This window comes from Bombilactobacillus sp. ESL1187 (assembly GCF_058107155.1).
Genome location: NZ_JBYLTZ010000001.1, coordinates 1,422,946 through 1,448,207, shown reverse-complemented (window position 1 = coordinate 1,448,207; position 25,262 = coordinate 1,422,946). Strand labels below are relative to the sequence as shown.

The 25,262-nt window shown below is 37.0% G+C and carries 29 protein-coding genes; 5 read left to right on the top strand and 24 right to left on the bottom strand.

The window, feature by feature from the left end; genetic code table 11:
* Positions 1–10 precede the first annotated feature (10 nt).
* Positions 11–1,156, bottom strand: coding sequence for a cysteine desulfurase family protein (locus AC3B5B_RS06770; RefSeq protein WP_489769695.1), 1,146 nt, complete (start codon positions 1,154–1,156; stop codon positions 11–13).
* Between the two features lie 48 nt (positions 1,157–1,204).
* On the bottom strand, positions 1,205–2,896 hold the full coding sequence (locus AC3B5B_RS06765; RefSeq protein ID WP_489769694.1) for a septation ring formation regulator EzrA: 1,692 nt from the start codon (positions 2,894–2,896) through the stop codon (positions 1,205–1,207).
* A gap of 339 nt (positions 2,897–3,235) precedes the next feature.
* Here AC3B5B_RS06765 and rpsD point away from each other — a divergent pair, with 339 nt between their 5' ends.
* The 4 genes from rpsD (at position 3,236) to AC3B5B_RS06745 (ending at position 6,041) form a co-directional block, all read left to right on the top strand.
* Positions 3,236–3,844, top strand: coding sequence for a 30S ribosomal protein S4 (gene rpsD, locus AC3B5B_RS06760; RefSeq protein WP_489757802.1), 609 nt, complete (start codon positions 3,236–3,238; stop codon positions 3,842–3,844).
* A 66-nt stretch (positions 3,845–3,910) separates the two neighbouring features.
* Positions 3,911–5,206, top strand: a complete 1,296-nt coding sequence (locus tag AC3B5B_RS06755) for a replication-associated recombination protein A (protein ID WP_489769693.1) — start codon at positions 3,911–3,913, stop codon at positions 5,204–5,206.
* Positions 5,203–5,481, top strand: coding sequence for a hypothetical protein (locus tag AC3B5B_RS06750; RefSeq protein ID WP_489769692.1), 279 nt, complete (start codon positions 5,203–5,205; stop codon positions 5,479–5,481). Before AC3B5B_RS06755 ends, AC3B5B_RS06750 begins: the two co-directional genes overlap by 4 nt.
* A gap of 74 nt (positions 5,482–5,555) precedes the next feature.
* On the top strand, positions 5,556–6,041 hold the full coding sequence (locus AC3B5B_RS06745; protein WP_489757799.1) for a universal stress protein: 486 nt from the start codon (positions 5,556–5,558) through the stop codon (positions 6,039–6,041).
* Positions 6,042–6,160: 119 nt separating this feature from the next.
* Here the strand turns inward: AC3B5B_RS06745 and AC3B5B_RS06740 are convergent, their stop codons facing one another.
* From AC3B5B_RS06740 to AC3B5B_RS06650, 19 genes are all read right to left on the bottom strand, one after another.
* Positions 6,161–7,369 carry an FtsW/RodA/SpoVE family cell cycle protein gene (locus AC3B5B_RS06740; RefSeq protein WP_489769691.1) on the bottom strand — a complete coding sequence of 403 codons (1,209 nt, stop codon included), beginning with the start codon at positions 7,367–7,369 and terminating at the stop codon, positions 6,161–6,163.
* A 10-nt stretch (positions 7,370–7,379) separates the two neighbouring features.
* Positions 7,380–7,616, bottom strand: a complete 237-nt coding sequence (locus AC3B5B_RS06735; RefSeq protein WP_489757797.1) for a DUF2969 family protein — start codon at positions 7,614–7,616, stop codon at positions 7,380–7,382.
* An 11-nt stretch (positions 7,617–7,627) separates the two neighbouring features.
* The gene (gene yidD / locus AC3B5B_RS06730; RefSeq protein WP_489757796.1) at positions 7,628–7,909 is read right to left on the bottom strand and encodes a membrane protein insertion efficiency factor YidD; all 282 of its coding nucleotides are present in this window, start codon (positions 7,907–7,909) and stop codon (positions 7,628–7,630) included.
* Positions 7,910–7,914: 5 nt separating this feature from the next.
* A complete protein-coding gene (locus AC3B5B_RS06725) occupies positions 7,915–8,085 on the bottom strand; it encodes a DNA-directed RNA polymerase subunit beta (RefSeq protein ID WP_489769690.1) in 171 nt (56 codons plus the stop codon).
* Positions 8,086–8,093: 8 nt separating this feature from the next.
* Positions 8,094–9,083 carry a rod shape-determining protein gene (locus tag AC3B5B_RS06720; RefSeq protein WP_489757794.1) on the bottom strand — a complete coding sequence of 330 codons (990 nt, stop codon included), beginning with the start codon at positions 9,081–9,083 and terminating at the stop codon, positions 8,094–8,096.
* Between the two features lie 88 nt (positions 9,084–9,171).
* Positions 9,172–9,402 (bottom strand): DUF1146 family protein, encoded by a 231-nt coding sequence (locus tag AC3B5B_RS06715; RefSeq protein ID WP_489769689.1) that lies wholly within the window; start codon positions 9,400–9,402, stop codon positions 9,172–9,174.
* A 128-nt stretch (positions 9,403–9,530) separates the two neighbouring features.
* Positions 9,531–9,959 (bottom strand): F0F1 ATP synthase subunit epsilon, encoded by a 429-nt coding sequence (locus tag AC3B5B_RS06710; RefSeq protein WP_489757792.1) that lies wholly within the window; start codon positions 9,957–9,959, stop codon positions 9,531–9,533.
* Between the two features lie 18 nt (positions 9,960–9,977).
* Positions 9,978–11,432, bottom strand: a complete 1,455-nt coding sequence (atpD, locus tag AC3B5B_RS06705; RefSeq protein WP_489757791.1) for a F0F1 ATP synthase subunit beta — start codon at positions 11,430–11,432, stop codon at positions 9,978–9,980.
* A 17-nt stretch (positions 11,433–11,449) separates the two neighbouring features.
* A complete protein-coding gene (locus AC3B5B_RS06700; RefSeq protein ID WP_489757790.1) occupies positions 11,450–12,373 on the bottom strand; it encodes a F0F1 ATP synthase subunit gamma in 924 nt (307 codons plus the stop codon).
* An 18-nt stretch (positions 12,374–12,391) separates the two neighbouring features.
* Entirely contained in the window at positions 12,392–13,918 is a 1,527-nt protein-coding gene (gene atpA, locus AC3B5B_RS06695; protein WP_489757789.1) for a F0F1 ATP synthase subunit alpha, read from the bottom strand.
* Positions 13,919–13,940: 22 nt separating this feature from the next.
* On the bottom strand, positions 13,941–14,486 hold the full coding sequence (gene atpH, locus AC3B5B_RS06690) for an ATP synthase F1 subunit delta (RefSeq protein ID WP_489757788.1): 546 nt from the start codon (positions 14,484–14,486) through the stop codon (positions 13,941–13,943).
* A complete protein-coding gene (gene atpF / locus AC3B5B_RS06685) occupies positions 14,473–15,003 on the bottom strand; it encodes a F0F1 ATP synthase subunit B (protein WP_489757787.1) in 531 nt (176 codons plus the stop codon). Before atpF ends, atpH begins: the two co-directional genes overlap by 14 nt.
* Before the next feature lie 27 nt (positions 15,004–15,030).
* Entirely contained in the window at positions 15,031–15,240 is a 210-nt protein-coding gene (atpE, locus tag AC3B5B_RS06680; RefSeq protein WP_489757786.1) for a F0F1 ATP synthase subunit C, read from the bottom strand.
* A 14-nt stretch (positions 15,241–15,254) separates the two neighbouring features.
* Complete coding sequence (gene atpB / locus AC3B5B_RS06675) at positions 15,255–15,971, bottom strand: F0F1 ATP synthase subunit A (protein ID WP_489757785.1); 717 nt, start codon at positions 15,969–15,971, stop codon at positions 15,255–15,257.
* Between the two features lie 118 nt (positions 15,972–16,089).
* The gene (upp, locus tag AC3B5B_RS06670) at positions 16,090–16,719 is read right to left on the bottom strand and encodes a uracil phosphoribosyltransferase (RefSeq protein WP_489757784.1); all 630 of its coding nucleotides are present in this window, start codon (positions 16,717–16,719) and stop codon (positions 16,090–16,092) included.
* Positions 16,720–16,731: 12 nt separating this feature from the next.
* Positions 16,732–17,751, bottom strand: a complete 1,020-nt coding sequence (locus AC3B5B_RS06665; protein WP_489769688.1) for an L-threonylcarbamoyladenylate synthase — start codon at positions 17,749–17,751, stop codon at positions 16,732–16,734.
* A 3-nt stretch (positions 17,752–17,754) separates the two neighbouring features.
* A complete protein-coding gene (gene prmC / locus AC3B5B_RS06660; RefSeq protein WP_489769687.1) occupies positions 17,755–18,600 on the bottom strand; it encodes a peptide chain release factor N(5)-glutamine methyltransferase in 846 nt (281 codons plus the stop codon).
* Complete coding sequence (gene prfA, locus AC3B5B_RS06655; protein WP_489769686.1) at positions 18,578–19,675, bottom strand: peptide chain release factor 1; 1,098 nt, start codon at positions 19,673–19,675, stop codon at positions 18,578–18,580. Before prfA ends, prmC begins: the two co-directional genes overlap by 23 nt.
* Positions 19,676–20,269: a thymidine kinase gene (locus AC3B5B_RS06650; RefSeq protein WP_489757780.1), complete on the bottom strand. Its 594-nt coding sequence runs from the start codon at positions 20,267–20,269 to the stop codon at positions 19,676–19,678.
* 141 nt (positions 20,270–20,410) lie between these two features.
* Here AC3B5B_RS06650 and AC3B5B_RS06645 point away from each other — a divergent pair, with 141 nt between their 5' ends.
* Positions 20,411–21,766, top strand: a complete 1,356-nt coding sequence (locus AC3B5B_RS06645) for a MurT ligase domain-containing protein (RefSeq protein WP_489757779.1) — start codon at positions 20,411–20,413, stop codon at positions 21,764–21,766.
* An 83-nt stretch (positions 21,767–21,849) separates the two neighbouring features.
* On the opposite strand, the gene AC3B5B_RS06640 is transcribed toward AC3B5B_RS06645, so the two are convergent.
* From AC3B5B_RS06640 to AC3B5B_RS06630, 3 genes are read right to left on the bottom strand one after another with little or no spacing between them, the layout of a single operon-like run.
* Positions 21,850–22,992, bottom strand: coding sequence for an ABC transporter permease (locus AC3B5B_RS06640; protein ID WP_489769685.1), 1,143 nt, complete (start codon positions 22,990–22,992; stop codon positions 21,850–21,852).
* Entirely contained in the window at positions 22,979–24,106 is a 1,128-nt protein-coding gene (locus AC3B5B_RS06635) for an ABC transporter permease (protein ID WP_489769684.1), read from the bottom strand. Before AC3B5B_RS06635 ends, AC3B5B_RS06640 begins: the two co-directional genes overlap by 14 nt.
* A gap of 10 nt (positions 24,107–24,116) precedes the next feature.
* Positions 24,117–25,049 carry an ABC transporter ATP-binding protein gene (locus AC3B5B_RS06630; RefSeq protein ID WP_489757776.1) on the bottom strand — a complete coding sequence of 311 codons (933 nt, stop codon included), beginning with the start codon at positions 25,047–25,049 and terminating at the stop codon, positions 24,117–24,119.
* Positions 25,050–25,262 lie beyond the last annotated feature (213 nt).

Genomic DNA, 25,262 nt, shown 5'->3' with positions numbered 1-25,262 from the left:
TGTGGCTCTCCTAATTTAAAACTTGAAAATGTTGATAAATTTTATCTAGTGCTTCAATAAACTGCTGCATTTCTGCAACTGTATTCATTTCATCCAAACTCACTCGTACCGCACTAGTCGCAATCTGATCTGGAACGTGCATTGCTTTTAAAGTAATCGATTCTTCACCGTTTCGTGACGAACATGCACTAGTTGTGGATAAATAAATATCATACTCTTCAAAAGCATGCACAATCGTTTCACCACGCACACCCTTGAGCGCAAAACACAAAATATGCGGTGCAAAACTATCATCCATTTGTGAAAAAATAACAGCATTTGGTAATGTCTGTAAATGATCAAATAACATCTGTCGCAACTGTTGTTGTTTTTTAGCTTTAGCTGCTTGATCAGTTGTGGCTAAACGCCAAGCTCTGGCCATAGCGGCAATCGCGGGTGTATTTTCTGTTCCACCACGCCAATTCTGTTCTTGACCGCCACCATTAATTAGCGGCGCAATTTTCCGTTGCTTTTTGGCATAAATAAAACCAATGCCGCGCGGAGCATGAAACTTATGACCTGAAAAAGTAGCAAAATCAATCCGAGAATGCATTAATTGTGAACGTAAATTTTTACCAACTGTTTGTACAGCATCCACATGAAAATGAACATTAGGATAAGCTTTCAGTAAATCACCAATCGCCTTAATCGGTTGAATTGCGCCCACTTCATTATTCACGGCCATAATCGTTACCAAGATCGTGTCTTTACGCAATGCTTGTTGAACATCAGCGACCTGAACATGACCGCTTTTATCGACTGGCAAGTAAGTGACCTCAAAGCCTAACTTTTCTAATTGATGCAAAGTATTAGTCACCGCGGGATGTTCAATTTGTGAGGAAATAATATGTTTTCCAAAAACCTGCTTTTCTAAAGCAGTCCCCTTAATAATCCAATTGTCACCCTCAGAACCACCGCTAGTAAAATATATTTCATCACTATCACAACCCAAACTAGTGGCAATTTGGTGACGCGCTGCCTCTAAAATTTGGGTCGACTTATCTCCTAGATGATGCAAACTCGAAGGATTGCCCCAAAAATCATGACTCACCTGTTGATATGTTTTTAAAACTGATGGTTCAACTAAGGTGGTGGCACTATTATCAAAATAAATCATAAAGCTTCAACACTCCCAATTCCAAGAAAAAAATCCTAACTACGAAGCTTAGGACTTTTGAGGATAATCTGAATAATACAAATCTTCAATTCGTTGCACTGCTCCTGGCTCAACTTTCTCTAAAGCTGTAGCAATCGTTTGTACGGCCTGATGATAATCAAATTCTTGATCATACTGCATCTGGGCCTTTTGAGCAGCAGTTTTTACTTCGGGCACCGTTGCAACATATCTATTAGCATATTGTAACAGGCGCCCAGTAATTTGTACATCAGCAAGTAATTGCTGGGTTAACTGTTCAAAATTATTTAAATCTTCTTGTGTCACAAATAATTGCTTGGTCAATTCTTCAACATCTATCGGCAATTGTTTTAACATTTTCCCGACTTTATTGACTTCCTTTGTAACCATGGCAGAATATTTTTGATAGTCTTTCGATGTTCCAGGCAAGTGCAAAACAGCTACTTGGCGTTGTAAATGATCTAACTTAATCGTAAATTCTTGATAAGAATTAGTTGCCACAGATCTGCCATCTACTAAACCATCTAAATTTTGCTCAATCTTAATTTGTTGTTGCTCGATATCTTGTAATTGTTGATTTAATTGTTGTAACTGTTGCCAAACCTGGGAAAAAATAGCCTGTTCATCCCGAATCAATTTCAATTGCTTTTGATATTCAGTCTTAATCTGGGCAATTTTTTGTGAATAGGAATTGGCTAGCTGCCGCTCACCTTCATTCACAACGTACTCGTCTAATAACTGATTAATTTTTTGTTTGAGTAACCGATTTTGACGTTCAGCATGCCGGATAAAATCGCCAACTACTGGTTGATTACGCTGAACTTTGCGTTTATCTCGCCATTCCTGTGTAATTCGATGATATAAATAGTCAATTTTATCCTGGACTTGCTGATTAAGCTGATCAAATTCGTCAAAATTTAATTTCACCAGTAACAAATGCATTTGTTGCAGTAATTGCTTAATGTCTTTTAATTCCGTACTAATCTGCGGATCAGTCATTTTGATACTGGTAAATTGCATCTTCTTCTCCGCTGCTTGTAACTCTTTTAATTGTTCGGAATAATCAATCTTTAAACGCTGTTGCACTTGCTGTAATTGTTGCTGATAATTGGCTAAAGCAGCTTTAATTTGTTGTAGATCTTGTTGGGCCGCCAAAGCGTCACCTTGATTAATTTTATCTTCAATGAGTGCAAATTGCGTCATGATTTGTATTAACTGTTCACTTAAAGGGACGACCAAATCAGCTAATTCTTCACGATCATTTAACAACTGTTGTTGTTGTTGAACTTTGGTCTGCAAATCTTTTAATGTCGTTTGGTTTTGTTGAATACTTTGAAATAATTGTTTTAAACCCTTATTAGCAGTTAGTAATTTTTGCTTCTGCTCCGTGAGGATTTGTGTCAAGTGCTTCAATTGATGCCAAGCCGTAAACACCCGAAAACTCGCATTCTTTTCTGAAATACTAATCAACTGTGTTTGTAAATCTATAATTTGGCCTTTGCTAGCTTGATAAGCTGAACGATCTTTTTGAAAATGATCTAAACTAGCGCCAGTTAATTTTAAATCGGCTATTTGATCCAAAATAGTATCTAGGTTGTCTTCTTTGAGCTGATCAAATTGTGCCGTTAACTGATTAATAGTTTTTAAATTTTTCTGATAAAAGTAAATGATACCAATGATCATCACAACGATTAAAATAATGACTAAAATAAAAAATATCAAATTTAAGCCTCTCATATGAACATTAATTAGCAATTTATTTTTATTATAACAAATAAAGCTATCATTAATCCTTAAAAAAGTCTTAAAATCTATTCTACTATTATTGTAGCCATTAATCGTGTTGCTTAAAAGCTTGACTTTTTCTATTAAAGTAACTAAAATCAACTGCGTGTAAAATAATTGCAGCACTGAGTGACAAGCTCGTCAACAGTTAATAGCTCGAATGTTCAATTGTGTAACCTCCAGCTGCAAAAGGTGAAGATTGTAATATTAACTGCACGAATGTTGAACTCAAACGTTCATTATTTTACTCCAATCAAAATTTTGGAGGAATTTTTTATGCGTTATACAGGCCCTACTTGGAAAAAGTCACGTCGGTTAGGAATTTCTTTATCTGGCTCTGGTAAAGAATTAGCTCGTCGTCCTTATGCTCCGGGACAACATGGTCCCAAGAATCGGAACAAGTTATCAGAATATGGTACTCAATTACAAGAAAAACAAAAATTACGTTTAATGTATGGTTTAAATGAACGTCAATTTAGAAATGTCTTCTTACGTGCCGGTAAAATTCGCCAAGGTAAACATGGTGAAAACTTTATGATTTTATTGGAAACTCGTTTAGACAGCATTGTTTATCGTTTAGGTTTAGCAACTACACGGGCACAAGCACGTCAGTTGGTTAACCATGGTCATATTACTGTTGACGGCAAACGCGTTGACATTCCTTCTTATGAAGTTCAACCAGGACAAGAAATTTCTTTACGTGATCGTTCCAAAAACTTACAAGTTGTCAAGGATGCCTTGGAAGCTAACGTAGCACGTTTACCATTTGTAGAATTTGACGAAGATAAAATGACTGGTAAGTTAATTCGTTTACCACAACGTGATGAATTAGCTCCAGAAATTGATGAATCCTTAGTCGTTGAATTTTACAACCAAATTTTGTAATTTACTTTTGTTCCACAAAAAAAAGCAATCTTCGGGTTGCTTTTTTTTGTGAGAAAGGATCATAATTTGAGTCAACCTCTTGCTTATCGTATGCGTCCTAAAACCTTATCTGAAGTAGTGGGACAACAACATTTAGTCGGCCCTGGTAAAATCATCTGGCGTATGGTGCAAGCTAAACTTTTATCATCCATGATCTTATATGGTCCACCCGGGACCGGCAAAACCAGCATTGCTAGTGCCATTGCTGGCAGCAGTCAATATGCTTTTCGCCAACTTAATGCGGCCACGGACTCTAAAAAACAATTACAAATTGTAGCCGAGGAAGCCAAGATGAGTGGCACGGTTGTTTTGCTACTGGATGAAATTCACCGTTTAGATAAAACCAAACAAGACTTTTTATTACCTTTGTTAGAAAGTGGGCAAATTATTTTAATTGGGGCCACCACCGAAAATCCTTATATTGCTATCAATCCCGCAATTCGCAGTCGAACCCAAATTTTTGAAGTTAAACCGCTCAGCGCTTCTGATATTAAACAAGCTATTCAGCGTGCTTTAAGCGATCAAGCTCAAGGACTAGGTCAATATCCTGTGCAAATCACCGATTCTGCTATGGAAATTTTAACTACTGCTACCGGAGGCGATTTACGGATCTCATTAAATGGATTAGAATTGGCAGTCAAATCGACTCCGAAAAATGAGCAAGAACAAATTGTTATTACCGCCGAAATCATTAGTGAATCCCTGCAGCGTAAAACATTAACTGCTGATAAAAACGGTGATGGTCACTATGACGTCATTTCAGCTTTTCAAAAATCGATTCGTGGTAGCGATACAGATGCGGCATTACATTATTTGGCTCGTTTACTGGCAGCTGGTGAATTAAAAACAGTCATTCGTCGTTTAATGATCTGTGCGTATGAAGACATCGGACTAGCTAATCCTCCAGTTTGCCAACGAACAGTAGTTGCTTGTCAAGCAGCCGAGCAAGTTGGACTGCCAGAAGCTCGAATTCCCTTGGCTGATAGTGTCATCGAACTCTGTTTAAGTCCCAAATCAAATTCGGGCATTAATGCAATTGATGCGGCATTAGCCGACGTTCAAGCCGGTAAAATTGGCACTATTCCTGATGATCTCAAAGATACTCATTATCAAGGTGCTCAGCTCTTGCAGCATGGTTTAGGTTATCAATACCCACATGATTTTAAAAATGATTGGGTGGCTCAACAATATTTACCCACTAAATTAAAAGGAACGCAATATTATCACGCCAAAAATAATAGTCAATATGAAACTAATTTACAAAAGACTTACCAGCATTTAAAAATATTACAAAATAAATCCAACAAGGCGGACCAGTCATGATTAAACTCTTAATTGCTATTTTTATTATTATTATGCTAATTTTGGCAGTATTATTAATTACTACTAAAGATCACCCTTTCATTGCTGTTAAACAAGAAAATTTACCACAATTAAAAAAAGTGGCTCTCATTACGGCCACTTTCCTATTTCTAGTCAGTTTACTAGGAATCATTCTATTAATTTGGGCACCACTTGATTGGAATTTAGCGACTTTAGTCATTGGTAGTTTAATTGTCGGTGGTTTTTCTTTAATAGTTGTCCAACTAGATAAGTAACTCACATGTGCATTTTTGTTATAAATCAATTAAAATAGCTATTGTATCGCAGATAAGTTATTAGGGGGGATTTGATGTTACAAAATTACCAATCCATTTTAGTACCAGTTGATGGTTCTTTTGAAGCAGAAATGGCATTTAACAAAGCAGTCGAGGTTGCTAAGCGCAACCAGGCCGCATTAACAATTTTACATGTTGTGGATACAAGAGCTTTTCAGGATGTTTCTAGTTTTGATTCCTCAATGGTGGAACAAGTTTCTCAAACCGCTCAACAAACCATTGATGAATATGAACAATTAGCTTTAAAAAAAGGCGTTACTTCCGTCAAAACTTCAATTCAGTATGGTGCACCCAAAACCAAAATTGCCCGCACTATTCCGAAAGATTTAAATATTGACCTAATCGTCATTGGCGCTACTGGTCTAAATGCTGTCGAACGTTTATTAATTGGTTCCGTCACAGAATTTGTCACTCGCAATGCTCCTTGCGATGTCATGGTCGTGAGAACCGACTTACAAAATCAGACTATTAAAGAACAGCCCGGCACTGAATCAAAGTAAAAATTTAACAACTAAAAAACACTTTAGTTAATATCTGCATCAATCATCTTAGATATTACCCTAAAGTGTTTTTTTAATTGTTACATCATTATAAAATAAATTCATTTCAATTCGTCTGCTTACTTAAAATCGTTATTACTAAACATGTAGCTCTTATAATGATAACGCATCGACATAATGATTCCAATTCCAATCATATTACCTAATAGTGCAGAACCACCCTGTGAAATAAATGGTAATGGAATACCCGTCATTGGTAATAAACCAATACTCATACCAATATTTTCAAAGACATGAAATAAAATCATCATAATGATCCCCGTGGAGACATACGCATAAAATTCATTTTTAGTATCGAAGGTCACTTTTACCATTTGTGAAATTAACATAAAATAGATCAAAATTAAGCAACAGGAGCCAATAAAACCAAAATTTTCACCCATAACTGAAAAAATCATGTCCGACTCTCTAACAGGGACATAGACATTAGAATGGTTAAAACCCTTACCCCATAATTTACCAGAACCAATTGCTTTTAAGTTTTGCCACAATTGATAACTAGAATTCGAAGTATCTCCCGACGGGTTTAACCAAGAATCAATTCTTTCAAACTGATAAGCATGAAAACCTAAATGACTCAAAAACTGCCGTCCATCACCAGTCGACACTAAATAAATGGCGCCACCACCTAAAACTCCTACAATGGCCACCAACGTTAGCAAAATGCGCCAATCAATACCGGAGACTAACATGACACCTGCAATAATGGCTAAGAAAACTAACATCGTCCCAAAATCTTTTTGTAAGAGCATCAATAAAATAACTGGTAAGGACCATAACAGAATTCGTCCAATTAAAATTAAATCACTGTGTAAATCATGTTTAGGATAAGCGTGATTATGAATCGTCACCACGCGCCCTAACATGATAATAAAAGCTGGTTTCATTAACTCCGATGGTTGAAAGGAAAATGGACCCAAAGCAAACCAACTTTTAGCGCCAGTCTTCACCGCATATTCACGACTATAAAAAAACAATACTGCAATTAATAAACCGATACCAATCCAGTAAGCATACGGAGCAATACTCCATAATTGTTCTGCATCAAGGTGCATGATAATAAATACACCGATAGCCCCAATCAAATACCAAACCAATTGCGAAAGAACCATATGCCACGGGCCACCACTTCTTAAATCGTGCGAAGCAGCTACATAAATTGAAACCAAACCAATCAAAGCCAAGAGCATTACCGAAAAAATAACCCCGTAATCAATGCGAGAATTATCTTCATCAAGATTACTTTTAGATTTACTTCCTAATCCCATAACGAATCCTCTAGTGTAAATGTAGATTAAATTGCATTAAGGCAATATTTAACGCTTCATTTAAATCCGACGCAACTAATTTAGTCGAATTGCTATCATCAATCAGTGTCACTTCAAAATGCTTGGAATCACTTTGATTGATTCGAGCAATGGTTTGGTCTTGACGTCCTTTAGCTAAAGTCACTTTCCAACTGTTGGTACCCGCTTCAACTAAGTTAACATTAAATTTACGTTCTTTTGTTCTCATAAATTCCTCTTTCATTTTTTAGGATGAAACCGCTGCGCGATAATTTCATCTTCATACTGTTCAGGATGGCGATTTTTCAATAACGTAAAATGATCTGGAACTGGATCAAATCCACCTTTAACAAAAGGGTGACATCTTAAAATCCGCGCACATCCCATAATAAATCCAAGCAAGCTACCTTCTTTTTTGATAGCTTCAATCATATAGGCCGAACAAGTCGGATAATATCGACAACTAGGTGGCAGTAAAGGAGAGAGATACTTTTGATATAACTTAATTAACCTAATTAACATGGTAATTAATTAGAAAACTTAAAGATATGAATCCAAGTGCTTGGCAACAACGGCGTTAAAGGATTACCGCCGCCAATAACAGCTCCAATCATCATGCCTAATATGAATAAAATAATAAAAGCTAAAATAATTTTTAAAATAACTCTAACTAAATGATTTCCAAATGATCCGTTCATAATTCAACCTAACGCTTTTTATTATTAGCTAATCGTTCTAATAAGATGCCAGTACCCTTAGCTACTGTATCTAATGGATCTTCAGCTACAATCACTGGAACTTGTAATTCCTGTGCAAACAATTTATCAATGCCTTTTACTAAGGAACCACCACCAGTGAGCATAATTCCCCGATCAATAATATCAGCTGCTAATTCCGGAGCTGCCTGTTCTAAAACTGTCTTAACCCCTGCAATAATCGAATTTAAAATATCCGCTAAAGCTGCCTGAGTTTCTACTTCAGAAATAGTTACTCCCACTGGTAAGCCAGTAGCAACATCCCGACCGCGAATCGTAATTTGCTTATTAGGATCGGGTTCAAACGCTGAACCAATCTGTTTTTTGATATCTTCGGCTGTGCGTTCACCGATAATAATATTATTGTGTAATTTGACATAGTTTTGGATGGCAGTATTCATCTCATCACCAGCCAACCGCATTGATTTGCTGACTGCAATATCGCCCATGGATAAAATAGCAATATCGCTGGTTCCACCACCAATATCAATGACCATGTTACCTTGTGGTTTAAAGATATCCATACCAGCGCCCACAGCTGCTACCTTTGGTTCCAATTCTAAGTAAACATCTTTACTACCTGTTTGTTCAGCCGCTTCAATAATTGATCGCTGTTCAATAGAAGTAATATTTGTTGGACAGCAAATCATAATCGTGGGATGAGAGAAACGGGAATTAACATTTATTTCATCAATAAAGTATTGTAACATTTTTTCCGTAATATCAAAATCAGCAATTACGCCATCTTTCAGAGGCCGAATAGCCTTAATATTGCCCGGTGTTCGACCAACCATTTGATAAGCCTTCGTACCTACTGCTAAAACATGATTATCATCCGTATTAATTGCCACTACAGAGGGTTCATTTACAACGATACCTTCACCTTGAACATTAATTAAGACATTAGCTGTTCCTAAATCAATTCCAATCGATTTTGCCATTTTAAGCCTCCAAAAAAAGTCTTCACAAGATAGGATTATAACATAACTGGCTGCGCTAAATGGATATTAGCGATAAATTACAATGACTTTAAAACATAAAAATCAAATTTTGAAAAGTTTGAATTAAACTAATAAAAAAAGAACTCACAGTATATCCTAAAGCAATCGCCAAAAAGGTAATTAAAATTTTCCCTAAATTATTAGTATGATTGTGTAATAACTTATCCCAGTTTAACGTTTGAATTGCTAAAAACGCGATCCAAATAAAAAAAACGTGACTACACAAAGTTAATAAACTTTGAATTCCGACTTGTTTCACAGAAAAATCTCCTTTTAATCCAAAACTGTTTGAGAGCTAGTTGTCAAACAACTCTACTAAACTTCTATCATTGATTTTATCATACCAATCGCTAGAAAAGAAAAAATCCTCTTATCAATAAGAGGATTTTAACGATGATTATAAACATTGATCCGATTAATTGCCCGGGCCAAGGCTACCTGCGCTCGTTTAACTTCATCAATGTCTTGAATAGTCTCTGCGTGCTTGATTTGTTCTTCCGCTCGCTGCTTAGCATAACGTGCCCTGCGCAAATCAATATTACGTGCCCGTTCAGCACTATCAGCAATAATATTTAATACATTATCTTTAAATTCTAAATAGCCACCATTGACCGCAATCGCATCTTCTTGATGTTCATTGTTTGCTCGCAATACGCGTACTTCAGCAATTTTCAAAGTAGCGATAATTGGTAAGTGATTCGGCAAAATTCCCAAATCACCATCGCTAGCTCGAGCTACTACACGTTTGGAATGATGAGAATAAACTTGACCAGCGGGAGTAATAATATTGACAGTTAAGACAGAATCGTCTTCCATAACCTTAACCTCCTATCATTAACTAGCTGCTACATCATCAGTTTTAGTGGTAGAAGCTGCTTCATCAGCTGGTTGATAACCCATTTGCTTAGCTTTTTGCAAAACTTCATCAATAGTTCCAACGCTTCTGAAGGCATCTTCAGGTACATCATCATATTTACCAGCCAAAATTTCTTTAAAGCCTTTAACGGTATCTTCAATAGAAACATAAGAACCTGGCTGACCGGTAAACTGTTCCGCAACATGGAAATTCTGTGATAAGAAGAACTGCATGCGCCGTGCACGAGCAACAATTTGCTTTTCTTCATCAGATAATTCATCCATACCTAAAATCGAAATAATATCTTGCAATTCATGGTAACGTTGTAAAACATGCTGTACTTCGGTTGCCACTTCATAATGTTCTTGACCCACAATTTCTGGATCCAAAGCACTAGAAGTTGAAGCTAACGGATCAACAGCTGGATAAATTCCTTGTTGGGTTAAACTTCTTTCCAAGTTGGTAGTGGCATCCAAATGGGCAAATTCTGTTGCTGGAGCAGGATCAGTATAATCATCCGCCGGCACATAAACCGCCTGAATAGAAGTAATGGATCCCTTTTTAGTTGAAGTGATTCGCTCCTGCAACTGCCCCATTTCGGTCGCCAAAGTTGGCTGATAACCAACCGCTGAAGGCATACGCCCTAACAAAGCCGAAACTTCTGAACCAGCCTGTGTAAAGCGGAAGATATTGTCAATGAATAGTAACACATCTTGACCTTCCACATCACGAAAGTACTCAGCCATCGTAACACCAGTTAAAGCCACCCGCATCCGCACACCGGGAGATTCATTCATTTGACCAAAGACCATCGCAGTTTTAGCCAGCACACCAGATTCTTTCATTTCATAGTACAAGTCATTACCTTCACGGGTTCTTTCACCCACACCGGTAAAGACAGAAATACCATTATGTTCTTGAGCAATATTATGAATTAATTCCTGGATTAACACAGTTTTACCAACACCGGCACCACCGAACAAGCCGACTTTACCACCGCGCAAGTAAGGTTCCAGTAAATCAATCACTTTAATACCAGTTTCCAAAACTTCAGAAGTCGTATTTAAATCTTCGTATTTAGGAGCTTCTTTATGGATACTTTCCCGTTGAACATCCGCTTCAAGGGGCTCACCATTATCAATTGGTTCGCCTAAAACATTAAAGACTCGTCCTAAAGTCACATCACCAACTGGAACGCTAATCGGATGACCAGTATCTTCAACAGCCGTTCCCCGTTGTAAACCATCGGTTCCGGCCATCGCGATCGTCCGCATTACTCCATCACCTAATTCCAAAGAAACTTCCAAAGTAATTTCATTTCCTTGATTAGTCTTAACAAGTAAAGCATTGTTAATATCTGGTAAGGAGCCATCCAGTGGAAATGATACATCAACAACAGGTCCGATAACCTGAACTACTTTTCCTTGACTCATTCAAATAACTCCTTTCCTTATTCCAAAGCCGCCGCGCCACTAATAATTTCGGTAATTTCGGTCGTAATTTGTGCCTGCCGCGCACGATTATACTGTAATGACAAACTATCAATCAGATCATCAGCATTATCAGTAGCCGTTCTCATTGCAGTCATTGAAGCAGCATGTTCGGCTGTTTTGGCATCCATAATTGAACCAAAAACTACTGATTCAATATATTGTGGCACAATTTTTTCTAAGACGCTTTCCACACCAGGATCAACGATATACTCTTGGAGTAATTTGGGATGCTGTAAATCTTTTTTGTTTGCAACATCGCGTGAAATAGGTAATAATTCATCGGTCACAAATTGTGAAGTTAATGAATTAACATGATGATTATGACATAAAATTAAACGGTCAAATACGCCATCATCAAATAACTCAACGCACGCTTTTACCAAATTAGAAATAGTCAAAAAAGTTGGAACATCTTCCACACCACGATATTCATAGGCAACATCGTAGCCTCGTTTTTTAAAAAAGTCTGCTCCGGTGCCACCAACAGCAATAATTGTAAATTGGCTTTTATCATTGTGGTGATTCTTTTCTAATAATTCCATTGTTGCCTTTAAAATAGTTGAATTGTAACTGCCAACTAAACCACGATCAGAAGTAACTACCATATAAGCAGTTTTTTTCACCGGCCGCACTTTTAACAAGTGATCCAGCGATAAAACCCCTTTTTGGGGGTCTTCACTTTCGTAATTATTAACTATTTTACTAGCAACTAAATGCCCCATCGTTTCTTTAATTTTTTGTTCGTATAACTGATATGCAATAGATTTCTTCTCAATTTGCGTTAATTTTGATCCCGAAACCATTTGCATCGCATGCGTAATTTGACCAGTTTTTTTAGTCGAAGAAATGCGGCGTTTAATATCCATTAAGGATTCTACCATATGCCTTTTTCCTCCTTATTACTGCGCTTGCTGTTCAGTTGAATTAGCTTGATAACCTTCAGTAAAATCATGAACGGCACTATCTAGCTTCTTAGTGTCCGGCAGATTACCAGTGGTCTTAATCTCTTTTAACAAATCAGCATGATTACCAGCAAAATAATCACACAATTGTGTTTGATAATCAGCAACCTGATCCTCATTCAAGTTATCCATATAGCCCTTGGTTAAGGCATAAAAGATAATAACTTGTTTTTCGACCGGAATTGGATCATGTAATGGTTGTTTGAGCACTTGCATCGTCACACGACCACGATTTAATTTTGCTTGTGTAGCTTCATCTAAATCAGAACCAAATTGGGCAAAGGACTCTAATTCATTGTAGGAAGCAATATCTAACCGCAAAGTACCAACAACTTTTTTCATAGCTTTAATCTGGGCATCGCCCCCGACCCGAGAGACTGAAGTTCCCGCATCAACAGCTGGTCGATTGCCGGCATAGAACATATCACTTTGTAAGAAAATCTGTCCATCAGTAATCGAAATAACATTCGTAGGAATATAAGCAGAGATATCGCCGGCTTGCGTTTCAATAATCGGTAACGCGGTCATGGACCCGCCACCTAATTTGTCATTTAACTTCGCAGCCCGCTCCAATAAACGAGAATGCAAATAGAAAACATCACCTGGATAAGCTTCACGCCCTGGTGGCCGCCGTAACAATAGCGAAATTTCACGATAAGCCGCAGCTTGCTTGCTTAAATCATCGTAAACAATCAACACGTGTTGACCGTTATACATGAATTCTTCACCCATCGCAGCCCCAGAATAAGGTGCAATATAAAGTAGCGGTGCTGGTTCACTAGGACCAGCTTCCACAACGATTGTATAATCCATGGCTCCCATCTTCCGCAACGTTTCAACTTGCGCACGAATGGTGGATTCCTTTTGACCTATAGCTACATAAATACAAATCATATTTTGATCTTTTTGATTCAAAATAGTATCAATCGCTACTGACGTTTTACCAGTTTTCCGATCACCGATAATTAATTCCCGCTGACCACGACCAATTGGAACTAACGAATCGATCGCTTTTAAGCCGGTTTGCAAAGGTTCAGAAACTGATTGGCGATCCATAACACCTGGAGCCGGCGTTTCAATAGGACGAGTCTTATCAGTGTCAATCTTGCCTAAACCATCTACTGGTTGACCTAATGGATTCACTACCCGACCAATTAACTCTTTACCAACAGGCACTTGCATAATCCGTTTAGTTCGCTTAACTTTATCGCCTTCACGAATATCATCAAATTTACCTAAAATAATAATGCCGACATCTGTCGATTCCAAATTTTGGGCAATTCCAAATGAACCATTAGTAAATTCTAGTAATTCATTGGACATGACATTATCTAATCCATGAGCACGAGCAATTCCGTCACCAACATAGGTTACAGTACCGATTTCTTCAACTTCAAGATCATCTTGATAATTTTTTAACTGCTCTTTAATTAAAGAACTGATCTCTTCAGCTTTGATGCTCATCAAATTCACCTCTATACTTTAATTAACTATTCAGCAATAATTGGCTCATTCGCTTCAAGCGCGAATTAACACTTCCATCAATAATTTGATCACCAACTTGTACAATCAAACCACCAATAATTTGCGGATCCAAATGAATCGTTAAAATTACCTTTTTTGCAGCAAACTGGCGACCAATTGCATTTTTTAAAGCGGTTTGTTGACGATCACTTAATTCAATAGCCGTGGTTACCGTTGCTTGATAAACACCCGTTGCTTGATTATACAAGTCCTGATAAAATCGTCTAATTTCGGTAAAAGCATCTAGGCGATGATATTCAAACAATAACTGCAAAAAATTTTGCATTAACGTACTAGCATTTTGCTTAATTACAACTAATAGTTTCTGTTTTTTCAAAGAAGATAAACGCGTATCAGTTAAAATATCGCCTAAATCAGGAATTTGTTCATAAACTGCTTGAATAGCATCTAACTCTTCAAGAATTTCAACTTGTTGATCTTGCTCTGTAGCTAATTCAAACAAAGCTCTTCCATAACGGCGACCAATTTCATCCTTATTTAGTTTCATGGCTTGGATTCAACTCCTTAATGTATGAGTCAATCAAGTCTTGTTGATCCGAAACTGACAACTCACGACCAATAATCTGTGTCGCGATATCTACTGATAATTGAGCCACGTCATGTTGGACTGACTTCATCGCATCCGCTTTCGCCTGTTGGGCATCTGCTTGAGCACGTTGATGAATATCTTGTGCTTCTGAGTGTGCCTGATCAACAATTGAAGTTCGTTGATCTTCACCAGACTTTTTGGCATCAGCAACAATTTGGACAGCTTCAGCTTTAGAATTTTGTAAAGCTGCAACACGCTTTTGCTTCAATTCATCGGCTTGTTTACGCTCTTTATCTGCATAATCAAGATCACCAGTAATCTTATCTACCCGTTTATCCATCATTTTGGTAATCGGACCCCAGGCAAAATGCTTAACTAAAAGCACTAAGACAATAAAGGATACTAAGACGAATAGTGAATCACCAGTTGAGGATGATTGTGCTGCCAATAATAATCCTGGTTGCACGACCGTCATTCCTTTCTAAAGAAGTTTTTCTCGTAATTAAAAGACTAATAAGAAAGCAATAACTATAGCTAAAATAGGAACAGCTTCAATTAAACCAACACCAATAAACATTGTTGATTGTAATTTACTAGACATTTCTGGTTGACGAGCCATACTTTCAATTGTTTTGGAAATAACGTGTCCATTACCATAAGAAGCCGCCAAAGCTGCTAAACCCGCTGCGACACCTGCACCTAAAAATTTCATTTAAAATACCTCCATTATTCACTAACTACTTTTTCAGAAATATAAACCGTTGATAAAACTACAAAAACATAAGCCTGAATAGCGCCGATAAAGACAGAAAAACCTTGCCAAATCATACTTAATGGAAATGAAGCAATATAAGTCCATACTCCGTATGATGGTGCCAGACGTTTCGTTATCAAACTTAACAAAACTTCACCAGCAAAGATATTTCCATAAAGCCGTAAAGATAGTGTTAAAAAGTTTGTAAACTCTTCCAAAAGGTTAATTGGTGATAAAAAAGCAATCGGTTGTAGATATGTTTTTAAATAACCACCAAAGCCGTGCTTTTTGACGCCAAAATAATGCGATAAAACCAAAGTAATAATGCCTAAACTCATTGTTACAATCGGATCCGATGTTGGCGATTTAACATACGTTTTACCACCAACAATGATTTCAAACATTAAGCCTAATTGGTTGGAAATAAAGATAAACGCAAACATTACAAATGCATACAGCATAAATGGTTGAGCTTCACTCTTCTGGGGAAACGATGACTTAACAATATTATTCGTAAAATCAACTAACCATTCCAGCATATTTTGGGCTTTTCCTGGACGCATTTTAATTTTGCGTGACATAAAAAAGAAGGCCAAAAAAACAATCACGGCAGCTATTAATGTTGACAAGCAGTTGGCAACATTAAAAGTTAACCCACCAATTGAAAGAAATTGATATGAATCATCCAACCAGCACAACTCCTCCCTTTCATTATTTTTCATTGCCTTTTAATAAAAAGTAAGGCACATGGCTAGATTACCACCAAAAGTTATAAAATCAAAGACATTTTCTCATAAAATTCAAAATTTATTTAGTTCCAAATAAGCGATCGCCGGCGTCACCCAATCCTGGGAAAATATAGCCACTTTCAGTAATTTTTTCATCCAAAGATGCTGCATAGATATCAACGTCAGGATGCGCTTCCTGTACGGCCCGTACACCTTCGGGCGCTGCTACCAAAACGACTAAACGCATATTTTGCGCACCGCGTTTTTTCAAGGCTTCAATGGCCATATTAGCAGAACCTCCAGTAGCTAACATTGGATCTACAATCAACAAATCACGTTGATCAATATCAGGTGGTAATTTAACAAAATATTCATGTGGCTTTAACGTTTCTTCATCACGATACATGCCAATATGCCCAACTTTGGCAGCTGGAATCAATCGTAAAACACCGTCAACCATGCCTAAACCAGCCCGTAAAATCGGAATAACGGCTAATTTTTTACCAGCTAATTGTTTTTGTGTACTTTTACCCATTGGAGTAATTACTTCGGTATCTTCTAATGGTAAATCGCGGGTAATTTCATAAACCATTAATTCGGCAATTTCATTAGCGACCTCCCGAAAGACGCGAGTACCCGTATCTTTATTACGGATAATGGTTAATTTATGTTGAATTAAGGGATGATTTAATACTGTAAATTTAGACATCCTAAATTCCTCCTATGCTTTAAAATGCTGGTTACCAGCTGCTTTATTTAATCGATTCATATAAGCGATTCCTAAGTCTTGATCAGAACTGCCTTGCGCCAAAATATATTCAATTTGATCATTTAAATCAAATTGTCTTAAGGCAGCAAACAGTAAATGACTGGCTGAATTTAAAGAATCTCCCAATGAAAAAGTATCTGTTGCTTGTCGTAAATCTAACGACTGTAAAACTGAAGTAGTGGCCATAACGGCAAAAGCTTTCTTTTGTTGTTGCACCCAAGTTAATGCTGCAGCAAAATCTTGGGGCTGATCCACAACAATTACCTGGGCTTTAGGAGCATAATGCTTATACTTCATCCCCGGAGCTTTCGGAATTTCACCAGCCTGAACCTTATGATGACTAGTTTGAACTGTACCAATAACTTTGGACAATTGTTGCTCAGTTAAAGCACCCGGACGTAAGATTGTGGGCACCTCACTAGTTAAATCTAAAACAGTGGATTCAAGCCCGACGCGTGTGGCACCATCAGCTAAAATCCCCGCGATTTTACCATGTAAATCATGGTAAACATGTTCCGGTAAAGTTGGGCTCGGTTTGCCTGAAGTATTAGCTGAAGGCCCAACTAAAGGACGTTGTACCTCACTAATTAAATCCAAAGTCAATTGATTATCAGGCATCCGAAAAGCCGCCGTCTTTAAGCCGCCGGTAACAGTTTTAGAGAGCTTATGATCGGCAACTGGTAGGATGATGGTTAACGGTCCCGGCCAAAAAGCCTTCATTAAAGGCTCAGCTAAGGATTTAAATTGCACATCAGCGTATTGCCACACCATCTCGGGACAATTAACATGAACAATTAACGGATTATCACTCGGACGCCCCTTAGCTACATAAACCGCTGCTGCGGCTTGGGCATTAGTTGCATCAGCACCTAAGCCATAAACCGTTTCGGTTGGAAAAGCAACTAATTGACCAGCTTTTAGTAGTTGGGCTGCTTGTGGTAAATCAGCACGAGTAAACATTTTCGTTTCCATTATTTAATTCACCTCTTTTCGTTGAATTCGCAAAAAACGCGGTTGATTTGACAAATCACGGAAAAATTGAATTTGGTAGCCCGTGACCTGCTCTTGAAACATTTTACTAAGTTTTTCTTGTTGTTGAAAGCCAAATTCTAAATAAAGTTGGCCATTTGGTGCTAAAAATTGACTAAATTGGGCAAAAATGCGCCGATAATAACTTAAACCCTGTTCTGTGGCAAATAATGCTTGCTGCGGTTCAAACTCTAAAACTGATTGATCCATATACTTACGTTCCTCTTCACCGATATATGGTGGATTAAAAACAATTACATCAAATAATTGCTCGACCACGGGTGCAAATAAGTCACCTTGACGAAAGTCAATTGTCAGCTGATATTGTTGGGCATTAGCCTTAGCCACTTGTAAAGCCGCTGAGGAAATATCGGTCGCAGTGACGGCTTGATATTGACCTTCCATAGCCAAGGTTTCTACCAATGCTCCTGAACCGGTACCCAGTTCTAACAAGCGGCCGTGGGGGTGCTCTTGCAAGATCTGTGCGATCATCATTTCACTATCTTGCCGTGGAATTAAAGTAGCGGCATTAACTTGAAACTGGCGGCCATAAAACCACGCTTGACCCAAAATATATTGGGGCGGTTCTCCCGTCTGAGCTTGACGAATAACAGCTTGATATCTTTGCCAAAGTTCTGACGGAACAACATCTTTTTGATGAAACTGTAACTGACTCGGCGTCCAATTAGTTAATTCCAGTAATAAATATTGGGCAATTTCTGGACCTTGCGGCAGATTTTGAAGTATTAAAAAAGCCCATTGTTGGGCATCAATATAACTTGGTGGAACCATTTTGAATTTGCTCCAATTTTTGAGTTTGGTCTGACAAAATTAACGCATCAATAATATCATCTAATTGACCACCAATAATTTTATCTAGTTTGTTTAACGACAAACCAATCCGGTGATCAGTCACCCGATTTTGCGGATAATTATAAGTCCGAATCCGTTCAGAACGATCACCAGTTCCTACTGCTGATTTCCGTTCTGCGTCGTAATCACTTTGGTTTTGGGATTCATAATAATCATAAACGCGCGAACGCAAAATTTGCATGGCTTTTTCCCGATTTTGCTGCTGTGAACGTTGATCTTGCATTGCCACTACAATACCGGTCGGTAAATGGGTCATACGGACTGCTGAAGAAGTTTTATTAATATGTTGCCCACCAGCACCGGAAGAACGGTAAACATCAACTCGAATATCTTTCGGATCAATTTCTAAATCTACTTCATCATATTCGGGCATCACTGCTACCGTAGCCGTTGAAGTATGCACCCGCCCAGCAGATTCTGTGGAAGGAACTCGCTGTACCCGATGAGCGCCATTTTCAAATTTTAATTTGGAATAAACATTTTTACCCGTAATCATCATGGCTACTTCTTTATAGCCACCAACTTCGGTTTTATTTTCATCAATAATTTCAAAATGCCAACCCTGATTTTCAGCATAGTGTTCGTACATATTTAACAAATCACCGGCAAATAAACTGGCTTCATCACCGCCAGCAGCCCCCCGAATTTCCATAATAATGTTTTTATCATCATTGGGATCTTTCGGAAGCATCAGTAATTTAATTTTTTCTTCAGTTGCTTGTAGCTGCGGTTCCATTTCTGCCAAATCTTCCTTAGCTAAAGCTTCCAAATCAACATCATGGCTTTCGTTTAAAACTTCCTTGCTTTCTGTAATATCTGATTTTAATTGTTGATATTTTTTAAATTGATCAACAACTTCTTGCATATCAGCTGCTTCTTTAGAAATTTTCAAATAACGAGGTGTATCACTAATCACTTCTGGATCACTCATCATTTCTTGCAGTTCTTCAAAACGTTCAACTAAGCCCTGCAATTGATCAAAAATTTTGTCCATTTATTTCTCACCTTCTGTTTTAATTGCTGGATGCCAATAATGCCGCCGGCAAACAGGATAATATGATTCGTTACCTCCAATATGCACTTGTTGACCACCGTAATCGGGCTGACCATTAGTTACACGGAGATTCATGATAGCTTTTTTTTCACAAAACCAACAGATTGTTTTCATTTCTTCAATCTTATCAGCATAAATTAATAAGGCCTCTGAGCCAGAAAATAAGTGATTTAATGAATCATTCTTTAAACCAAACGCCATCACTGGAATACTCAAATCATCAACTACTCGAGCCGCTTGTTTGACTTGCTCAGCTGTTAAAAACTGGGCTTCATCAATTAAAACACAAGAAATTGTTTGAGTTAAAGTTTGCGTCTGAACTAGTTCAAATAAATTATCTTGAGTCATCAATGCTAATGCGTCACGCGTTAGACCAATCCGACTAGCAATCTTACCCACACCATTACGGTTATCTAAACCACTGGTCAATAAAAGAACATGCTTACCTTGTTCTTCATAATTATGAGCTACTTTTAAAACTTCAATTGATTTACCAGCATTCATTGCCCCGTAGCGAAAGAATAATTGTGCCACAACTTGGAACTCCTTTATTTAGATTCACCGCTTTTTATTATACGCAATTCTGAACAAACTTCTATAGATAAATACTAATCAACTATACCTTAGCAGAATTTTTATGGTATGATTTTTTTATTAATTAAAAAGGGTGTTTACATGAGCTTAAAATCAAAACTAGCAGCCACTTGCGGCAAAGTAACTTATAAAATTTTGCATGATGTTTTTCATCGCGGCAGTTCCTTACCCGGGAAATTAGCTTACCGGATTGATCCCAACGTCTTAAAAGAACTCAGTCAAGATTATCAAGTGATTATTGTGACGGGGACTAATGGCAAAACTTTAACTACTTCCTTAATTACTAAAATCTTACAGCAAGAATACGATCATCTGTTAACCAACCCGACTGGTTCCAATATGATTCAAGGAATTACATCAGCTTTTTTAAGTGATCGGCGAGATGATGCTACTAAAAAAATTGCCATTTTAGAAGTTGATGAAGCTAATGTCGAACCAATTTGTCAAGCCATGACGCCCAGCGCTTTTATTTTGACTAATATTTTTCGAGACCAAATGGATCGCTACGGTGAAATCTATACTACCTGGGACAAAATTCGAGCGGGCATTAAATTAGCACCGCAAGCTAAATTAATTATCAATGCCGATGCCGCCATTTTTCAAGTTGATGACTTGCCCAATCCTAAAATTTATTACGGCTTTGGCAACGAGCAGCAATTAACCACTGATTTACGGGCCGATTTTAATGTTGATGGCGTTCTTTGCCCTAAGTGTCATCAGATTATGCATTATCATATGATTACTTATGCTAATTTAGGCGATTATTTCTGTCCTCATTGTCATTTCCACCGACCACAATTAGATTATCAAGTGACCAGTACTGAACAGTTAATGCCTAATCAATCTAGCTTTGCAATTGATCAAACTAACTTTACCATTAATATTGGGGGCATGTATAACATCTACAATGCTTTAGCTGCTTATGCTACTGGTAGTGAGTTTAACGTTTCGCCTAATCAAATTAAGCAAGCTTTCAGCTATAATGAACAAGTTTTTGGTCGCCAAGAAGTCATCACATTAGATGATAAGCAGCTAACCATTATTCTCGTTAAAAATCCCGTGGGCTTAAACCAAGTGATCAGTACCTTAAATTCCGACGATGATCCATATAGTCTCGGATTTTTATTAAATGCTAATTATGCTGACGGTATTGATACTAGTTGGATTTGGGATGGTAATTTTGAACAATTACCATTTACCAAGATTCCCCAAGTGATTACTGGCGGTGAACGTTGGCATGACATCCATTTTCGCTTTCAGGTCGCTGGCGTTAAAGCAGAACAATTACAACATGTTCCTGATTTAGATACCTTTTTAACTAAGTTGAAACAACAAGCACCCGAAAAGATTTATGTTTTAGCTACTTATACGGCAATGTTACAATTACGCAAAAAATTAGTCGATCAAGGCTACATTAAACAAAAGAATTTAGCTTAATGGTTAGTCAAACTAAAATAGACGCAGCAGGAATCGTAAGATGATTGATCTTATTGATTCTTGGCTGCGTCTTTTTATAATTATTATTCATTAAACACCAATTGTTGGTTTTGTAAGCGTTGATACAGGGCCTGTAAAACAAGAAAAACTAAGCCAAACAAAATTAAAATGAGTTCAAATTTCCAAAATTGACCTGAAAGCATTTGATCGTTCGCAATCAAATCATTGACCTTCACAAACCAATAAGTCGGTGTTAAAGCTGCAACTTGATGCACTATCTTCGGCAAAAACTCTTGACTAATAAAAACTCCGCCTAAAAAGCATGATCCTAAAACGTAGATGGTCGAAAAACTATTCATGGTAGCTGCATTTTTAGCAATACTAGCAACCAATGAAGCTAAAGCTGTAGTTGTTAATGCAAATAAGAAAGAATTGAGCCAATAAAAACCGATTACTTTCCAAGAACTTTGTGCAAATACTTCGATTAAAATCATAAACAAGACAAAAATAATTGCTAAATAGCTCAACAAACCATTGTTAATTTGAGTACGAATTTTTTTGAGAGAATTGGGTGAACAAAAATTACGTTGATAGATTTCAAATTTATTAAATTTTAAACTTACGGTTTGAAAACCACTAAAAATGGTCATTGCTAAGCCATAAGCTAAAGCACCATAAAAAGCGGCTGCGATCGTATTTTGTCGTTGTCTGTAGTAATCATGATCATAATCAATTTGACCTTTAATCTTTAAGTTAGTTTTTGTTTTACTTAAAATTTGGGACCAGGACAATTGAGCATTATTTCTTTGATAATTAACTAGTGTATTAAAATAGCGATTAATCAATTTTCCTGCTAGTTGAGAACTAGCATTAGGAGCTAGTTGGACCTTCAGCTTAAACTTTTGGTGTGCTTGTAATCGCTGCTGCAAATTAGCCGGCAATTTAACCACGGCGTCAATTTCTTGGTAGTATAAAGCATCACTTAATTTATTAGTCAGAAATTTTCCAACTGCCTGGTAAGCTTTTTGATCTTTTAAATAAGCCTTAAAAGCCTTCACTGTCTTATTTTCATTTGAACTTAAGACAACAATTTTTGGTTGACTTAAAGAAGTGGTCTGGGTTTGGAAACTAATAAAAATCACCATCGCCATTGTCACAATTAAGCTAATTAATAAAGTGCTATAATTCTTTCGCAAAATTTTCCACACAGTTTTATAAATAGTCATAGCTCTTCCTTCTTTGTAAGACAAGATTAATCACAAATAAGATTACTAATAAAATTATCAACCACCATAAGTTTTGATAATATGCTTGCGGTTTGCGATAGGAGAATAATTGATAAAAACAATTAGTCAGTAAATTATTAGGATTTAATTGTCCCAATATCGGTAAATGAACATCAATCCAAAATTTAAAATCAGTATCACCCATCATTCCGCTCAAAAATGAATTGGTTAAAACTAGTACCAACCCTAAACTCAGTTGTTGATTTAGATTCTTTTTTGCAAGTAATTTTCCCCATAATTGACCACCAGTAATGGCTAATAAACAGCCTAATGCAATCGTTACCAATAACCAACCTATGTGGGAACCAAAGCTGACTCGTAGTACCCAATGAAAGAAGCTGACAGCTATTAACATAATGATATAAAAAATGACCCAAGCAGCCACTAAATCACTGAACCAAATTTTCAAATAATTAAGCGGACTGATTTGTAGACGTATTCCACGGGCTGATTGTTGCGGTTGTTCATCATAATTCAATGTCAATCCAATCGTAAAGCCATCCATAATTGACAATGCCAATAGCGCAAAGAAATAAAAACTCAAAATACTAAAATTTCGGGGACGCGCTTGATTACTCAACCACTGGCGATTTGTCGGTAAGTTAATACTTTGTTTTTTGGCAATTTGTTGTTGAATAATTTGGTAATTTTGTAAGTAAGTCGTCAAAAAATCTTGTAAAATCCGTTGTTTGTCATCCGAATTGATAATATTTAGCCGCCATTGTCCTTGTTTAAATTCAAAATAACCGGCTATTTGGTTCGAATGTAGTCGTTGTTGAGCCGTACTTTGTGACAATTGATGCACTTTAAACAATTTTTGATGTTGCATTCTAGATTGTGTTAAAGCCTGCTTTAATAAGTGCGTATCTGTCTGTTTATGGTCAACAACTGCCACTGAAATTTGGTCTAAGTTAAACGTGGTAGCATCTTGGTCTAATTGACTAAAAGCTAATTTCATTAAGATTCCCATAACTAATGGAAATATTGCCATCCAAAACAAGAACCAACGCTGTTTAATCAATATCTTTAAACGATATTTAATTAATAGTCTCATCATCTGCTCCTTAATCGCGTAATTTACGTCCCGTGATCGTTAAAAAAACATCATTCAAATCAGGTTGTTGCATTTTTAAATTGGCATATAAAATTTGATTTTGGGTAAAATACTCCAAAATCGTTACTAAATTTTGATTCAAATTTTGATTACATAAAACTAACTGTCGAGATTGATATTCCACACGCACCATTCCTGGAAGCTTGGTTAACTGCTGCAATTGTTCAGGTGTAATTTGTGGGACTTCCATCATTAACTTAGAATCAGTTTGAATCATTGCAATTAATTGGTCTTTAGTCCCTCGAGCAATAATTTCGCCTCGATCCAAGATTACGATAGGATCACATAAATATTCAGCTTCTTCCATATAGTGCGTGGTATAAATAATGGTAGCGCCGTTTTGGTTTAACTGTTTGATGCTTTCCAAAATTTTATTTCGGCTTTGTGGATCTACGGCAACCGTAGGTTCATCAAAGAAAATCAATTCTGGTTGATGAGCAATCCCGCAAGCAATATTTAACCGTCGTTTAAAGCCACCACTTAATTGTTTGGGATAATATTTCCTAAAGTCCTGAAGTTCCACCAATTCTAAAGCTTGATTAACTAAAGTCCGACGTTTTTGCTTGTCTTGCACGTACAAACCACAAAAATAATCAACATTTTCTTGTACGGTCAATTCAGCAAACAATGCTAATTCTTGCGGAACTAAACCGATCCTTTGTTTCACTGCGTAATTAGTCGGAGTCATGATTTGATCAAAAACTTTAATTTCACCCCGATCATATTTTAATAGGCCTAAAATGCAATTAATTAAAGTTGATTTGCCACTGCCATTGGGGCCTAACAAACCCAAAATATCACCTGGCTTAACTTGCAGATTCAAATGATTTAAAACTTTTTGCTTATCATAACGTTTAACCAAATTGTGCACATCAATTATCAAAATAAGAAGCCCCCTGTTTTTGAACTTTAAATTTAATATAATAGAAGTGTTCCATATTAGATAGTTACATTTATTCAAACAACTAATGACATTTGTCATAAAGGAGTCAAAATGCTGCATTCACCAACTAAATACAATCAATGGTCACTACTAATTATTACAGTCATTTGTGGACTATTATTTTATCATCAGCAAACAACAACTACTGCAGTT

What these genes read in the sequence shown, in the direction of transcription:
- atpA (WP_489757789.1), bottom strand. Translation starts at nt 13,918, where the DNA reads ATGAGCATCAAAGCTGAAGAGATCAGTTCTTTAATTAAAGAGCAGTTA.
- prfA (WP_489769686.1), bottom strand. Translation starts at nt 19,675, where the DNA reads ATGGACAAAATTTTTGATCAATTGCAGGGCTTAGTTGAACGTTTTGAA.
- rpsD (WP_489757802.1), top strand. Translation starts at nt 3,236, where the DNA reads ATGCGTTATACAGGCCCTACTTGGAAAAAGTCACGTCGGTTAGGAATT.
- upp (WP_489757784.1), bottom strand. Translation starts at nt 16,719, where the DNA reads ATGTCTAAATTTACAGTATTAAATCATCCCTTAATTCAACATAAATTA.
- AC3B5B_RS06635 (WP_489769684.1), bottom strand. Translation starts at nt 24,106, where the DNA reads ATGAGACTATTAATTAAATATCGTTTAAAGATATTGATTAAACAGCGT.
- AC3B5B_RS06665 (WP_489769688.1), bottom strand. Translation starts at nt 17,751, where the DNA reads ATGGAAACGAAAATGTTTACTCGTGCTGATTTACCACAAGCAGCCCAA.
- yidD (WP_489757796.1), bottom strand. Translation starts at nt 7,909, where the DNA reads ATGTTAATTAGGTTAATTAAGTTATATCAAAAGTATCTCTCTCCTTTA.
- AC3B5B_RS06700 (WP_489757790.1), bottom strand. Translation starts at nt 12,373, where the DNA reads ATGGTAGAATCCTTAATGGATATTAAACGCCGCATTTCTTCGACTAAA.
- AC3B5B_RS06735 (WP_489757797.1), bottom strand. Translation starts at nt 7,616, where the DNA reads ATGAGAACAAAAGAACGTAAATTTAATGTTAACTTAGTTGAAGCGGGT.
- AC3B5B_RS06710 (WP_489757792.1), bottom strand. Translation starts at nt 9,959, where the DNA reads ATGGAAGACGATTCTGTCTTAACTGTCAATATTATTACTCCCGCTGGT.
- atpD (WP_489757791.1), bottom strand. Translation starts at nt 11,432, where the DNA reads ATGAGTCAAGGAAAAGTAGTTCAGGTTATCGGACCTGTTGTTGATGTA.
- AC3B5B_RS06725 (WP_489769690.1), bottom strand. Translation starts at nt 8,085, where the DNA reads ATGAACGGATCATTTGGAAATCATTTAGTTAGAGTTATTTTAAAAATT.
- AC3B5B_RS06645 (WP_489757779.1), top strand. Translation starts at nt 20,411, where the DNA reads ATGAGCTTAAAATCAAAACTAGCAGCCACTTGCGGCAAAGTAACTTAT.
- atpF (WP_489757787.1), bottom strand. Translation starts at nt 15,003, where the DNA reads ATGACGGTCGTGCAACCAGGATTATTATTGGCAGCACAATCATCCTCA.
- prmC (WP_489769687.1), bottom strand. Translation starts at nt 18,600, where the DNA reads ATGGTTCCACCAAGTTATATTGATGCCCAACAATGGGCTTTTTTAATA.
- AC3B5B_RS06720 (WP_489757794.1), bottom strand. Translation starts at nt 9,083, where the DNA reads ATGGCAAAATCGATTGGAATTGATTTAGGAACAGCTAATGTCTTAATT.
- AC3B5B_RS06745 (WP_489757799.1), top strand. Translation starts at nt 5,556, where the DNA reads ATGTTACAAAATTACCAATCCATTTTAGTACCAGTTGATGGTTCTTTT.
- atpH (WP_489757788.1), bottom strand. Translation starts at nt 14,486, where the DNA reads ATGAAACTAAATAAGGATGAAATTGGTCGCCGTTATGGAAGAGCTTTG.
- AC3B5B_RS06750 (WP_489769692.1), top strand. Translation starts at nt 5,203, where the DNA reads ATGATTAAACTCTTAATTGCTATTTTTATTATTATTATGCTAATTTTG.
- AC3B5B_RS06640 (WP_489769685.1), bottom strand. Translation starts at nt 22,992, where the DNA reads ATGACTATTTATAAAACTGTGTGGAAAATTTTGCGAAAGAATTATAGC.
- AC3B5B_RS06770 (WP_489769695.1), bottom strand. Translation starts at nt 1,156, where the DNA reads ATGATTTATTTTGATAATAGTGCCACCACCTTAGTTGAACCATCAGTT.
- atpE (WP_489757786.1), bottom strand. Translation starts at nt 15,240, where the DNA reads ATGAAATTTTTAGGTGCAGGTGTCGCAGCGGGTTTAGCAGCTTTGGCG.
- AC3B5B_RS06740 (WP_489769691.1), bottom strand. Translation starts at nt 7,369, where the DNA reads ATGGGATTAGGAAGTAAATCTAAAAGTAATCTTGATGAAGATAATTCT.